We start from the raw sequence: 13,643 nt of genomic DNA on the forward strand, positions 1-13,643 counted from the left end.
CGCTGTTGGTGACTGACATCGGGTGCGCCACTGCTGGCATTCGGCACTTGGGCAGCTGAAAGGCCCCGTCCAAAATTTGCTGTCCCACTCGCAACTTATATTGACGTCGCCGTTGTCGTCGTTTCGTTCGTGTGAGTCGTTTCGGCTTCGCTGCCTTGTTCGTCCTCGTCCTTTTGCGCGTCGGCGATGGTGGAAGCTGCCGCGACGATACCGCGTTGGGGCGCAACGCCCGTCTGGACCTGAGCGCCCTCGACAACTTCTGTGCCTGCATGCGCGAGCTCGGGCGATTTAAACATTGCGTCCAAGTTGGCGCCACCGCCGGCATATCCGAGCGCGGCGAGTGCGATGACGATCACTGCAACGACGGCCACGATCGGCACATAACGATGCCAACCAGCCGGGTTGAGTCCGCTGCGGCGAGCCGCCCCGCGGCTGATGTAACCGAGCGTTCCGTCGTGCTTGAGTTTTGAGCCCACCACGCGTTTGCGGCGCCACAGTGAGGACTCTGCCTGCATTGCCAAGCGGGCGCTTGCCGAAGGATAGCCATATTTAGTGCGCTTGAACGAGCCATCAAACCCCGAGGCGTGTTTGCCCCACGTCACCGATGTCGTGCGTCGGTTGACCGGCGCGGCGCTCCGCCTTCTGCGGCTCGGTTTTGAAGTCTCAGCCATATGCCCTCGCACGCCGTAACCAAATCGAAACAATAACGCTTTGGACTGTAGCACACGCGTCGCGCGCGGTCACGGGCGCCTCGCTCAACGGTCATCGTCCTTCAGCAAGCGCCACAGCGTTGTACGGCTTATGCCCAGCACCTCCGCCGCACGGGTTCGGTTGCCGTGGAGATGGTCTACAACCAAATGCGCGATATCTCGCTCGGTATCGGCCAGCGGTCGCAGGATATACAGGTCACTTTCGAGCGTCGGGGCGCCAAAGGTTGCGGTCTTAATCACGTCCTCTTGGGCGAGTACTTCCTCCGCCACAGCGCGGTCCACCGTGCCCGCCCCCACCAATATATACAGTCGTTCCGAGACCTCGCGGAGCTGCAGATAATTGCGCGGCCAGCGGTAAGCATCGAGCGCCTTCGTCGCCGCGGCAGACAGCGTGGGCGCTGCCGTCCCAAATGCATCAGCGAGATATTCCAAATAGCGCGCGACCTTCGTCGACGCGGCTCCCTGCTCGGCGATTGCCGGCGCCACGCTCACCGCACAGGCGAAGCGCTCGGTCACAAAAGCAGCCTGATCGCTTTCGCTGCCGCCCGGCATGTCATTCGCCGTCAGCACCACATGGCAGCGCGTCGCCAACGCGGTGTCGGCCATCGTGGAAACGAGCTCGCGGAGGCGCTGAGGGCCAACCGCATTCCAGCCCTCAATGCAAAGGGTCAGCCCCGTTTGGAACAACGGCGATTCGGCGCTTTTGAGCACGTGGCGCCAACCGCGATCGGTGAGCTCATCGAGCGCAACGGCAACAAAGGGTTGATCGGCAAAAGGACCGTCCAGATAAAGGCGCTTGGCAATCTCGACCTGACCCGCTCCCAGCTCGCCCTCGAGCATAAGGGGCACCCCGCGCGCATAGCTCTCGGCAACCGGTGCGGCTACCGCAGCGGCGCCTTCAACGATGCCGTACGCGCTCGATTCGTAGCGGGCCTCAACTTCGTCGGCGTTGAGCCACTCGATGCCCGCATGCGCCGCGGCGCCGCGCACCTCGCGGACCACGACGACCCAAAGGCCCCCGCCCTCTTTGTCGGTGGGGCGAACGGTCAGGCTCAGGCGCGTACCCGCATGCCCCATAACCAGACGCGCGCCGTCTCCTAAACGGTCGAGGCGCTCAGCGACAAAAGTCGCCACACCCCGCTCAAGCGCCGCGTCATTCATGGTCGAGATCGCGACGTCCCCACGCGCATCGATTGCCAATGCCGAGGCCCCAGCAGCAGCCAGGGCCTCGGTCAAGATGTTCAGCTTGGCATCGCTATCCATGATTTGCCCCTGTCCGCGGCGACGTGCAGCCGCCGACGGTCGCACGACCGAGTGTTTCAAAATTGAACGATATTGCTCACCAAACACTATAGGGCAGAAAGCGCCGTCCTGCGAGTATAGGTGTTGCCCCGCATCGCCATCCTGGCGGGGCGATAAGAGCTCTTCGGGACTTATAAACCTGCGGACAAGCCATACCCGCAAGAGCTCCTATCGCTCCACCGTGAGAATGCGCTCACCAGCACGCAGCACGCAGCACGCAAATAAGCTACTTCTCTACCAGATTCCCAGCACGTGCTGCATCCCCAAACTCATGCACGCAATGCCAATCCAGCAGCAAAAGCCCAGCGCGATGGGCTTGCCGCCCTTTTTGACCAGCTCGACGATATCGGTATTAAAACCAATAGCCGCCATGGCCATCACAATAAAGAACTTCGACAGCTCCTTGATGGGCGCCGTAATGGATGCAGGAAGCTGAAGCACCGTAGTGATCACGCTCGCCAGCACAAAAAACAGCACAAACATGGGAAACGCGCGTTTAAGCGAGAACGTGCTTTTGGCGTCGCCGCCGGCCTTGCGCGCCAGATGCATCTGCCAGCATGCGAGAACCAACGTAATGGGAATAATGGCCAGCGTCCTAGTGAGCTTGACCACCGTGGCGCTCTCGAGCACATTGGCGCCGGGATGCATGCTGTCCCAGGCGCTCGCCGCAGCCGTTACCGACGAGGTGTCGTTGATGGCGGTGCCGGCAAACAGGCCAAAGCCCTCGTTGGTCAGCCCGAGCATGCCGCCGAGCGTCGGAAACACGAGCGCCGCGATAACGTTAAACAGGAAGATGACCGAAATAGCCTGGGCAATCTCGCGATCGTCGGCATCAATGACGGGCGCGGTCGCGGCAATGGCAGAACCGCCGCAAATCGACGAACCCACACCCACAAGCGTCGCGATCTTGCCCGGCACGTTCATAACGCGGCAGAGCACGAAGGCGATGACAAGCGAGGTCGAAATCGTCGCCACGATAATCGGCAGCGACTGAGCGCCTTTGGACAGAATCTGCGAGAGGTTCATGCCAAAGCCAAGCAGGATTACCGCGTACTGCAAGACTTTTTTAGACGTATAGGTGACACCGGCGGCGAGCTGTTCGCGACGATTCTTGGGAAAGACGAGCGCCAGGACCATGCCAAAGAGGATGGCAAACACCGGCCCGCCGACCACCTCAACCTGTTTGCCGAGCAACGTCGCGGGGATGGCGACGATCAGGCAGAACAATACGCCCTTCCAGCGCTCGCGTACGATATTCGCCAGTTGCATATGGGATTCCTTCTTTCTATTTCACGTTTGCGACGGCTTATGATACGGCAACATTGAGCACAGCCTTGCGCAAATACAGACTAAGATGCCGCAATAGTTCTTGGACAACAGCCGAATTACCCACCGCGGAGAGCCGATTCGCGGCATAATTAACAGCTGACATATCAGTGTGATAGAATGGTTGCGAGGCACTATGGAAGAATCGATGCACATCGGCGAGCAGGAAACAAGCCTACAGGACCAGTCCTACCACACCATTCGACGCAAAATCGTCTACCTGGACTACAAGCCGGGCGAAAAGCTAGGCGTCAAGCAGCTTTGTGACGACCTGGATATGGGGCGCACCCCTGTGCGCGAGGCGCTGGTGCGTCTGGCGCAAGAGGGCCTGGTGCGTACCGTGCCCCAAAGCGGCACCTATGTCTCGCCCATCAACCTCACTCTTGCCGAGAGCGCCTGCTACATTCGCGAGCACCTGGAAAAGCAGGTAATTGTGGAGTGCTGCGCCCGTGCCACCTCGGCAGGCATTGAGCAGCTCGACCGAGCCATCGCGCTGCAGGAAAAGACCATGGCCGAGGAGGATCGCATCGGCTTCTTTTTAAGCGACAACCTCATGCACCGCATGATCTTTAGCATCGCGTGCCGCAGCACCGTGTGGTCGTGGCTCGAGGCGACCAATGCCGACCTGGAGCGCTTCCGCTGGCTGCGCGCCGCCACGCAGAGGCTCGACAATCAGGAGATTGTTAACGAGCACAAGAAAATCCGCCGCGCCATCGCCGGTCGCGACCCCATCGAGGCGAGCTTCTTGGTGAGCAAGCACCTGCATATGATGTTCCGCAACCAGACCGAGGTCCTGGACCAATATCCCAAGTACTTCGAGACCAGCAAGCTCCGCTAACCTGCCAAAAAGGGACAGGTTTATTTTGGCAGGTTTTATCTGGGCAAACGCAACAAGGCCCGGCTCCGTTTGATGCGGAGCCGGGCCTTGATTGTTAAATGGTTTAAATTGCACCAATAACGGCAACACCGCATACTTGGCGCAGTCAGCGAGCGAACGCCATTCGGCCAATCTGCCGCTCAAATCTATTTTCGGAACCTACCATTTAACGCATCGGTATGGATACTGTTCAACTCATCCATGACCTGCTTATGCTGTGACCTCTGTTCAATACGATCAAGGTCATCTTGAATATCTCCACCACTAAACCCGTGGGTAGAACCAGAAGAGGACGAGAAAGCACCTTCAAAGTAGCCAGCAGGATCCGCAGCAGCAGTAATTACCATTCCCCAGAAAATCAAAACGATTATTAGTTTAACGATATTCATAGCAAAGGATGCTGGAAGAAGTTCTCCAATCCCTATGGGAATATAGAGAAACCAGCCAGCATATCGGCACATAACTCCTGGTTCGACAGACACGTTGCAGGTCAGAATAACGACCCATTGAATAATAAATAGCAACACTTGTGCGGAGGACCAGATATGCGAAAGCGGACAAATGCCAACTACGAGCAGAGGAAGCACAATAGGCAAGCCATTGAAGAGCAGATAGCTAATTACGGCCCATATACCTTGGGTTTCAGCATCAAGGGCTGAATTGCCGGCCCACAACGCGGTAGCAAATAGCTCTCTGGCATCGGAGTCCATATTCAGCTGGAAGGCAAAATACAGCACTGATAATATCCCCGCAATGTGTATAAACATGCTAATGGAGTATTTCACCTTCTGCGTTTCCTGTTTCATTTTGCGCGTCTCCCTCCTGACCATGAAATCAGCTCAGAATGTTTCTGATAGCATACATGTAAGTCTAGCGCGCTCCCTACGCTAGGCAAATGGAAAAGACTGATATCAGAAACAAAATTGGGCTACGCATTAAAGCCCTCCGGCATAACCAAGGCATCACGCAAAGCCGTTTTGCCACCATGATTAATCTCAACCGCAGCTATTTAGCTGATATCGAAATGGGCAATCGAAACTTTGGGGTCGATACATTAACGAAAATCGTTGAAGGGTTTGGAATTACCTTCGAAGAGTTTTTCTCCGATATGTAAATAGTGTCGATTAGCTAACGATTAGTATTCATCCAGCAAATAATTGATTAATTAATCATTTGAAATAGCAAATAGACGGGCCCTTTTCCCGCTTATGTCAACGCACGAGACAATGCGTGGAAGGCGCGTTTAAGATGCGCGGACAGACAAACACCGCCGCCGAGATACACGCTTTCTTTTCGCCGTTTAGGGAACCGGCAAAGCCCGGCCACAACAGAAAATGGCACTTTGCTCGAGAGTAAGTCCGGGAGAAACCATGTTTCACAAAGCTCACCCACGAGGAGGGGCGTATAGCTCCTCCGCAGCGCGAATACAATCCCCCGTCAGAGCCGCGAACGCGACAGCGCTCCTCGGCGCTGGCCTCGTCATCATGAACAAGGAAATCGTTCTAGGGCAGGGAAGCCACGAAATCACCGAGCATGTCTGCTCCCGCTACATCCACTCATAAAAGTCAGCGGCAAGAAACTCTGCTGCGACCACCCGCGACAGCGCGCTCTCTGCACCACCGGCGAGTCCCCACACTATGCGAACGGAAAACATCTGCTGGAGCAAAGCCGGATTTGTCACTCGCAACACGATCGGATGTAACATCCTTGCCCAGACCGGTAGCCCCAAACAAAACCCCGCTCTCGACCCGCCGCCGCAAGATTTCGACTCAAGGCATAAGGTCTTCAAGGTACTCAGACCTTTCTCAAGCTCATCGAGGAAGACCATGAGGCCCGCAAGGACCTCATGGGAGTAGAATTTCGATAGGCCCCGTATTGTTCACCTCATCAAACTCACCCCCCCCGTGCTTCACGGCACTGCTGTCGAGAAAGACGAGATGAGGACTACTTACCCGGACGCCGGCCCTGACGGCAAGACCCAAATTTGAGACGACAACGGCAACGCCACATACTTGGCGCAGCCAGCGAGCGAGCCGCATTTGCGCCAAGGTGACGTGAAATGAGAGGGCGCTGACCTTCTGGTCGCGCCCTCGAAATTGAACGTCAGATTGGCGTGAATGCGGTTCGCGCAGCGTCGAGCAGTTCCGGCGTTTGGCAAAACGCCGGAACATCCGCTACTCGACGGTAACGCTCTTTGCCAGGTTTCGGGGTTGGTCAACATCGCAACCGCGCAGGATGGCTACCTCGCGAGCAAGCAACTGCAGCGGGACGCTCGCCGTGATGGGACTGAACACGTCGCGGACGGCCGGCACGCGAATGATGCAGTCGGCGATCTTGTTGATTTCCTCGTCGCCCTCGGTAGCAACGACGATGACCTTGGCGCCGCGTGCCTTGCACTCCATGAGGTTCGACACGGTCTTGTCGTACGTTGCGCTCTTGGTGGCCACGGCGATGACAGGGAAGCCCGGGTCGATCAGGGCAATGGGGCCGTGCTTCATCTCGCCGGCGGCGTAGGCCTCGGCGTGCAGGTAGCTGACCTCTTTGAGCTTGAGCGCGCCCTCGTAAGAGATAGCGGCACCCATGCCACGGCCCACGAACAGCGCCGACTGCGCGTCCTTGCACAGCAGGGCGGCCTCATGCACGGACTCGGTCTGGGTATCCAAAATCCACTGGATCTGCTCGGCCGTATCGGAAAGCTCGCGGAACAGCATGCGCGCCTGCTTGGTGGTCAGACGGTACTTAACTTGCGCCAGCAGCAGGGCCAAAAGCGTGAGGCTCACGACCTGGCCGATAAAGCTCTTGGTCGAGGCGACCGCGATCTCCTTATTGGCCTTGGTATAGATGACGCCGTCGCTCTCACGCGCCACGGGGCTGCCCACCACGTTGGTGATGCCGAAGACCTTGGCACCCTTGATGCGCGCGTCGCGAATGGCGGCAAGGGTATCGGCCGTCTCGCCCGACTGGGACACGGCAACGACAAGCGTCGTCGGCGTAATGATGGGATTGCGATAGCGGAACTCGCTGGCCGCCTCAACCTCGGTGGGGATGCGAGCCCAGCCCTCGATAAGGTTCTTGGCAATGAGACCGGCGTGGTAGCTGGTGCCGCAAGCGATCACGTAGACGCGGTCGATATCGTTGAGCTCCTCGAGCGAAAGGCCCAGCTCATCGATGTCGAGCTCACCGGCAGGGGTCATGCGACCCACCAGCGTGTCGCGCACGACGCGCGGCTGCTCGTGGATCTCCTTGAGCATAAAGTCGGGATAGCCGCCCTTTTCGGCCATGTCCAGATCCCAATCGATGTGGGTGACCTTTGGCTCGATGACATTGCCGGCCTCGTCGGTGTACTCGACGCCCGCAGGCGTAAGCTTGGCAAACTGACCGTCCTCGAGCACCACGACATCGCGGGTGGCGTCAATGAGCGCGATGACGTCGGAGGCAACGTAGGAACCGGTCTCGCCCACGCCGACCACGATCGGGGAGTCCTTGCGGGCAACAGCAATCACGCCAGGCTCGTCGGCGCACACGGCGGCCAAGCCATAGGCGCCTACCACGTGGGTGCAAGCCTCACGCACGGAGGCCATCAGGTCGTGCGTCTCGGCATAGGCCTCTTCGATTAAGTGTGCGAAGACCTCGGTATCGGTCTCGCTCTTAAAGTGATGGCCGCGGCCCTCCAGCTCCTCGCGCAGCTCGGCGAAGTTCTCGATGATGCCATTGTGGACGATGGCGATGCGACCGTCGCAGCTGGTGTGGGGATGAGCGTTAACGACGGAAGGCTTGCCGTGGGTGGCCCAACGGGTGTGACCGATACCGCAGGTTGCGTCACTATCGATATTGGAAAGCTCGCTCTCCAGGCCCGCAACCTTACCCACGCGGCGGATAACGTCGAGGTGCGCCGCGGCGCCCTCGCCCACCTCGAGCGCGACGCCCGAGGAGTCATAGCCGCGATACTCCATGCGCTTAAGGCCTGTGACCAGGATGTTCTTTGCAATATCAGAGCCGGTATAGCCGACAATTCCGCACATAGGATAAATCCCTTCGTTCGCGTGACTGCAAGACGTCCACGCACAGGGGGCGCTGAGACGTATAACGTTCGAGTATTGTACTCACGCAAGCGTAAGCTGATATACCAGAAGTGGTATCTCAACTTAGATACCACCCGATGCACACATGCCCAGCCGGTCCAAACCACCACAATGGGGACAGGCACCTTTGTGGTGGTTTGGACCGGCGCGGCGGCCTATCCCGGCGAAAGATCTCAATCTGTAACATCTGGGCCGCAATAAGCCGGCTTAGTGTTACAGATCGAGACATTACGGTTCGGCCCCAGCACTATGTCTCGATCTGTAACAGGTGGAGGCGGTTTTGCCGTCCAGATGTTACAGATCGAGACAATTGAAGGCCCGGGCGTCTCAAACCACCACAAAGGTGCCTGTCCCCTTCGTGGTGGTCGCGCTGGCAACGGCGTTTCCGCAGATAAAACCTACCAAAATAAACCTGTCCCTAATTGGCAGGTTTTGACACCCCAGGGGCGGGCGATGCTACAATCTGGCTTGTACTTGAAACGCATCAAAGGGGCCGCTATGGCAAAGGTAAAAATCAGCGACGTCGCGCGCGAGGCAGGGGTCTCGCTGGGCACGGTATCCAACGCGCTCAACCACCCCGAAAAGTTGCGCCCCGAAACCCTTAAGCTCATCAACGAGACCATTAATCGCCTTGGCTACCTGCCCAACCAAAGCGCCCGTCAGCTCGCGGGCGGCGCCACCAAGTCCTTTGGCCTGGTCCTCCCCCGTCTCGACCACGGCTTTTCGCTCCAGATTGCCAGCGGTGCCCACAACGAGGCACGCAAGCACGGTTACGACCTGCTCATCGCCAACGCCGATAACGACGATATTCTCGAGGACCATTATCTGCGATATTTTATGGGCACGCAGATGTCCGGCGTCATGGTTCAGCCCATGGCATCCCCCGACTGGCACCCCGATATGACCAAGATGCCCGTGCCGATCGTCCATCTGGACATCCACTGCTCCGAACCCGGTTACTACGTGGCCGCCGACAACGAGGCGCAGGGGCGCATTATCGCCGAGCTCGCCATCGCCCGCGGCGCGCACCATATTGTCGTCGTCGGCCGAGCAGCATTTATGCAGCTCACCCTGCGCGTCCTTGGCATTCATAAAGCGCTCGCTCTACACCCCGATATCAAGATCGAAGTCATCGACGCCGGCGAATGGAATACCGCTGCCGACGGCTACGGCATCGGTGCCCAAATCGCCGAGCGCCCCGCGAACGAACGCCCCGATTTTGTCGTCGGTCTGACCGACGTGCTGGCCTCGGGCGTCATCTCGGCGCTGGTCGATAAAGGCATCTCCGTCCCCGAGCAGGTCCGCGTGGCCGGCTGCGACGGCAACCCGCTCGCCTGGAGCGGATCGGTCCCACTGACCACGGTAGCGCCTCCGGGCTACGAGATTGGCCGCAAGGGTGTCCAACTGCTGATGGAGCAAATCGAGAACAAGGCCCCGGCAAAGACCAAGCATATCCGCGTCGGCTCTGCAGCGCGCACCGTCACCGCAGTCACCGCCGCCGAGGATATCAACCGCCAAGAACTGGTACGTCCGTTCCTATTGGAGCGCGCCAGCACCCAGGCGAGCAGCCAGGCCGACGCCACGGCCATCAACCTCGGTGCGTATCTATAGCACGCCCGCAAGTATGCTAAGTCACCGCTCAAGCAAAAGGGGCCCGACCATTGCCGGACCCCTTTTGCTTGAGCGCAAACGTGGGCAATTGCTCGTTTCAACACCGCAATTGTCTAGCGCACGGCCTTGACCGCCGCCGCCAGATCGAACAGCGTATCGAGCACGGCCTCGCAGCCATCCACCACGTCCTGCGACAGCGGCACGATATCGGGAACGGCGAAGACATGGCATCCGGCCGTGATGCCCGAGACGCAGCCGTTGCGCGAATCCTCGACCACGGCACATTCCTCGGGAGCAAAGCCCGCGCGCTCGCAGGCGAGCAGATACATCTCGGGGTCGGGCTTGCCGTGCACGACGTCCTCGCCACACGTTACCGTTTCAAACTTGTCAAAAAGACCGACCATCTTAAGGTTGCGCTCGGCCGTAACGAGGCGCGACGACGTCGCTAGACCCACGTGATAGCCCGCAGCCAGCAGCTCGTCTAGGCACTCGGCGGCACCGGCCTTAAGTTCCAGTTCGGTCTTGACCATCTCGTCGCGAATCTCCTTGTGGCGACGATAGATCGCCTCGGTGGTTTCATGGCTGCCGTAATGCCTATCAAGGATGCCCATAACATCGGGCAGCGTGCGGCCGATAAACTGATGGATCAGCGCTTCATCAATCGCGAGCCCCAGCTCAGCGGCGCCTGCCTTCCAGGCCTTAATCCCCAAACGCTCGGTGTCGACCAGCGTTCCGTCCATGTCAAAAATAACAGCCTTGATCATATCGGCCCCCTCACCGGATTGTGTTACTGCCACTCTACCGCACTTTACAAACTTGTATATAACGTATATAGCATATTGCACTTTCGTTACATAGATAGAAGTCTTATGGCAAGTAACGCATTAGGATTATAGTTTTCGACCGAGTACTCAACGATAAGGATCGTTTCATGATTTTAGACACCACGGCACCCGCAGAGGAGCTTCAAGACAAGCTATCGGCGCTCGAACAGCTGCTTTTGGCATACGGGCGCGTGGCTATCGGGTTTTCCGGTGGCGTCGACAGCAGCTTTTTGGCCGCCGTATGCGCCCGCATCATGCCTACCAATACCCTCCTCGTTCACCTCACCACGCCGCTCATCGGCACGCCCGAACAGGCTTCGTTCGAGCAGTCCGTTGATGGACAGGCCAATGAGGGACCGCATTTTAAGCTCCCCGTGCTCAATCTTTCGGTGGATCAGCTGCAGCTCCCCCAAGTAGCCTGCAACGACGCCAACCGTTGCTACCACTGCAAGCACGCCGGCTTTACCGCCATCGTCAACCACGCAAAGTCGCTCGGCTTTCCCACCGTCATCGATGGCAGCAATGCAAGCGATCGCGGTGACTACCGCCCTGGCATGCGCGCGGCAGAAGAGCTCGGTGTACGCTCACCCCTTATGGAGGTCGGCTTTACCAAGGACGAAGAGCGCGAGCTGCTGCGCGCATGGGGTTATCCCGTTTGGAACCTGCCGGCGGGAGCATGTCTTGCCACGCGCGTCCCCACGGGCGAGGAGCTTACGCGCGATAAGGTCGATTTAATCCGCGAATGCGAGGATTACCTGCACGGTCTTGGTCTGGCGCAGGTGCGCGCACGTCTCGTCGGCGGCTGCATGCATATCGAAGCCGCTCCCGCAGACGTCGCAAAGATCGCCGCCCTCGGCGGCACCACGGTCAACGGCGAAGGCAAGGCCCCGCTGCCCGCCGCCATCGAGTCCGCCCTGCGCGAGCTGGGCTGCGACCACGTCTCCCCCGAGGTCACCCCCTACATCCACGGCAACATGAATTAGTAACCTGCCAAAAAGGGACAGGTTTATTTTGGCAGGTTTTATCTGGGGAAATATCGCTAGACAGTCGCCCCTCTAGCACCCATCTAGCTTCGAGAGACACTAGAAGGGCGACCCGGCTGCATCTACTTCTTCCGATATCGGCGGTTACGGCTCGTCGATGAACCCATTACTTCGATGAGTCCTTTATCCGCCATTTTTGGCAGATGGTAACGGACAGACGAAATTCTGACCCCCGATGCAACCGCTATTTCTCGCGCCGTCATATCCACTTCGGCGCTGAGAGCCTCCAGGATCCTATCCGCCGTCGAAGTTGACGATTCTCTGTTCATGTCGATAATTTCAAACGTGTCTTTGCCGCATTTTGACAGGACATGTTTATCCACAAGGTCCCCGCAGATCAGGCGAATGTCATCCGAATCCCACTTCAGGGCCTCTCGTATTTTTTGAACATCGCATACGCACCCATGCTCCCGCATAAACATGAGCAATGTTTCCTCGCGATCCGTCAGCTCGGTGCCCACATGGCTCTGAATCCACGTGCGGTTTTCAGCAAGCTCCGCCCCGTGCCGGGAAAGCAGCACCGTAAACGAATCGGCCTTAACGATAAATTTCGGCCTGCCAAGCGAACGAGACTCCATCTCGCGAATCATAGCCGGGATACCAGATCCCTGGCTTTCCGCAACGGCCCCCTCGGCATGCTCTAACGGCGTCGCCCCCATTAGGCTCATGAGCTTTGGGTTTCGGCAGCGCGATTCCCCGTCTGCAAGATTGTCCACCGTCTTTCCGCCCCAAAGCCCGCCAGGGTTTTTGATCTCTATTCTGTCTGGATAGATATCGACACTCACGGCCTGCCCCACAAACATGGGCGAATATTCTCGATGGATGCAGGCATTTGCCAAGGCCTCGCGCAAAACCTCCTGGGGAACTTCCCAATCATCCCTTCTGCCAGCGCCTTGCACTATCGCCGCTTTGCGCAAGTTTCGTCCAATCGCGGCAAGGGCATCTTCGATGCAAGCCGGAATCGGGCCATCGCACAACTGGCGGTCAATAAACCGGGGTTGCCCGGGTGCAGATTTTTCCACATCGGAATGAACGGCGACATCGATCATCAGTTTGGGATAGAACTGCTGGGGGTAAATTCCCGCCGACAGAAGCCCCGCGAGCTTCACAGCACCATCCTTTGTAGTGATATTGAGTCTGACCAGCTGCTTTTCCAGCGTATCGGCCCCGCGCAAAACGCGCGGGGTCTGCAGCCGGCGATTTGCGATAATAGACCGCACGACATCTGGATCCAAATCCTCGACCGTTGCCTCCGAAACCACCGTGCCGTCTGCATCGCTCGGAAGCAACGCACTCTGCAGCTCATATAGCTCAGCGGGTGACATCTTGATATCTTTATCATCCACGCGCTTGTAGCTACCGTTCTGCACGCCGCGCGCGCCGATATAGCAAGGCTTCGCTTTAAGCTCAAGTTCAAAGATGCGCACCAGAAGCACCTGGAGCCCGTCGACCTCGCCTCGATCAAGCTCGTACCGTGGCGCATGGGTCACCACTGCCGCTGAGCCTCCGTCTCCGATACCCGAAACAAACTGATCGCGCACCCTATCGATAGCAAAGTTAGCAGAAGGAACAAATCCTTCGGCTTCGTTCAGGCCCAAAATAATGAGCCCACCCGCAGTGTTCGCAAAAGCGCTCACTGTCTCCCATACGTCTGCGCTCAATTTATTCGTGCAGGCTTTAACTTCTACCGATGCGTCATCAGTCCCTCGCCTGCGAAGGCGCTCAACGATAAGGCCAAGAGGTTCATCCAGCAGCATTGGCATTCCGTCTCTCTAAAACGATAGATTTATCTCTCTAAAGTATAGTATATCTCTCTAACTTTAGAGAGATAAGTACCTTATTTTAGAGAGATATTTAGAGAGATGTAC

The 13,643-nt window shown here is 57.9% G+C and carries 11 protein-coding genes; 4 read left to right on the top strand and 7 right to left on the bottom strand.

Annotated features, from left to right (window positions below; genetic code table 11):
- Positions 1-95: 95 nt before the first annotated feature.
- The 3 genes from DXD56_RS05400 to DXD56_RS05410 form a co-directional block, all read right to left on the bottom strand.
- Positions 96-671 (bottom strand): hypothetical protein, encoded by a 576-nt coding sequence (locus DXD56_RS05400; RefSeq protein ID WP_147325183.1) that lies wholly within the window; start codon positions 669-671, stop codon positions 96-98.
- Between the two features lie 84 nt (positions 672-755).
- A complete protein-coding gene (locus tag DXD56_RS05405; protein WP_117640447.1) occupies positions 756-1,973 on the bottom strand; it encodes a helix-turn-helix domain-containing protein in 1,218 nt (405 codons plus the stop codon).
- A gap of 273 nt (positions 1,974-2,246) precedes the next feature.
- Entirely contained in the window at positions 2,247-3,281 is a 1,035-nt protein-coding gene (locus DXD56_RS05410; RefSeq protein ID WP_117640448.1) for a YeiH family protein, read from the bottom strand.
- Positions 3,282-3,474: 193 nt separating this feature from the next.
- Here DXD56_RS05410 and DXD56_RS05415 point away from each other — a divergent pair, with 193 nt between their 5' ends.
- Positions 3,475-4,176, top strand: a complete 702-nt coding sequence (locus tag DXD56_RS05415) for a GntR family transcriptional regulator (protein WP_117640449.1) — start codon at positions 3,475-3,477, stop codon at positions 4,174-4,176.
- A gap of 185 nt (positions 4,177-4,361) precedes the next feature.
- Here DXD56_RS05415 and DXD56_RS05420 read toward each other — a convergent pair whose 3' ends face one another.
- Complete coding sequence (locus DXD56_RS05420) at positions 4,362-5,021, bottom strand: hypothetical protein (RefSeq protein WP_117640450.1); 660 nt, start codon at positions 5,019-5,021, stop codon at positions 4,362-4,364.
- An 89-nt stretch (positions 5,022-5,110) separates the two neighbouring features.
- Here DXD56_RS05420 and DXD56_RS05425 point away from each other — a divergent pair, with 89 nt between their 5' ends.
- Complete coding sequence (locus tag DXD56_RS05425; RefSeq protein ID WP_117640451.1) at positions 5,111-5,329, top strand: helix-turn-helix domain-containing protein; 219 nt, start codon at positions 5,111-5,113, stop codon at positions 5,327-5,329.
- 1,060 nt (positions 5,330-6,389) lie between these two features.
- Here the strand turns inward: DXD56_RS05425 and glmS are convergent.
- Positions 6,390-8,237, bottom strand: a complete 1,848-nt coding sequence (gene glmS, locus DXD56_RS05435) for a glutamine--fructose-6-phosphate transaminase (isomerizing) (RefSeq protein WP_117640453.1) — start codon at positions 8,235-8,237, stop codon at positions 6,390-6,392.
- 558 nt (positions 8,238-8,795) lie between these two features.
- On the opposite strand from glmS, the gene DXD56_RS05440 reads away from it, so the two are divergent.
- Positions 8,796-9,908, top strand: a complete 1,113-nt coding sequence (locus DXD56_RS05440) for a LacI family DNA-binding transcriptional regulator (protein WP_233524939.1) — start codon at positions 8,796-8,798, stop codon at positions 9,906-9,908.
- Between the two features lie 113 nt (positions 9,909-10,021).
- On the opposite strand, the gene DXD56_RS05445 is transcribed toward DXD56_RS05440, so the two are convergent.
- Positions 10,022-10,672, bottom strand: a complete 651-nt coding sequence (locus tag DXD56_RS05445; protein ID WP_117640455.1) for an HAD family phosphatase — start codon at positions 10,670-10,672, stop codon at positions 10,022-10,024.
- Between the two features lie 167 nt (positions 10,673-10,839).
- Here DXD56_RS05445 and DXD56_RS05450 point away from each other — a divergent pair, with 167 nt between their 5' ends.
- The gene (locus DXD56_RS05450) at positions 10,840-11,715 is read left to right on the top strand and encodes an ATP-dependent sacrificial sulfur transferase LarE (RefSeq protein ID WP_117640456.1); all 876 of its coding nucleotides are present in this window, start codon (positions 10,840-10,842) and stop codon (positions 11,713-11,715) included.
- 122 nt (positions 11,716-11,837) lie between these two features.
- On the opposite strand, the gene DXD56_RS05455 is transcribed toward DXD56_RS05450, so the two are convergent.
- Positions 11,838-13,532 (bottom strand): ATP-binding protein, encoded by a 1,695-nt coding sequence (locus tag DXD56_RS05455; protein WP_158549347.1) that lies wholly within the window; start codon positions 13,530-13,532, stop codon positions 11,838-11,840.
- Between the last annotated feature and the right edge of the window lie 111 nt (positions 13,533-13,643).

Origin of the sequence: Collinsella sp. TM06-3 (assembly GCF_003436395.1) — a bacterium.
GTDB lineage: Bacteria > Actinomycetota > Coriobacteriia > Coriobacteriales > Coriobacteriaceae > Collinsella.

Coding starts and splice junctions, on each gene's coding strand:
- DXD56_RS05400 (WP_147325183.1), bottom strand. CDS start 671: ATGGCTGAGACTTCAAAACCGAGCCGCAGAAGGCGGAGCGCCGCGCCG.
- DXD56_RS05405 (WP_117640447.1), bottom strand. CDS start 1,973: ATGGATAGCGATGCCAAGCTGAACATCTTGACCGAGGCCCTGGCTGCT.
- DXD56_RS05410 (WP_117640448.1), bottom strand. CDS start 3,281: ATGCAACTGGCGAATATCGTACGCGAGCGCTGGAAGGGCGTATTGTTC.
- DXD56_RS05415 (WP_117640449.1), top strand. CDS start 3,475: ATGGAAGAATCGATGCACATCGGCGAGCAGGAAACAAGCCTACAGGAC.
- DXD56_RS05420 (WP_117640450.1), bottom strand. CDS start 5,021: ATGAAACAGGAAACGCAGAAGGTGAAATACTCCATTAGCATGTTTATA.
- DXD56_RS05425 (WP_117640451.1), top strand. CDS start 5,111: ATGGAAAAGACTGATATCAGAAACAAAATTGGGCTACGCATTAAAGCC.
- glmS (WP_117640453.1), bottom strand. CDS start 8,237: ATGTGCGGAATTGTCGGCTATACCGGCTCTGATATTGCAAAGAACATC.
- DXD56_RS05440 (WP_233524939.1), top strand. CDS start 8,796: ATGGCAAAGGTAAAAATCAGCGACGTCGCGCGCGAGGCAGGGGTCTCG.
- DXD56_RS05445 (WP_117640455.1), bottom strand. CDS start 10,672: ATGATCAAGGCTGTTATTTTTGACATGGACGGAACGCTGGTCGACACC.
- DXD56_RS05450 (WP_117640456.1), top strand. CDS start 10,840: ATGATTTTAGACACCACGGCACCCGCAGAGGAGCTTCAAGACAAGCTA.
- DXD56_RS05455 (WP_158549347.1), bottom strand. CDS start 13,532: ATGCTGCTGGATGAACCTCTTGGCCTTATCGTTGAGCGCCTTCGCAGG.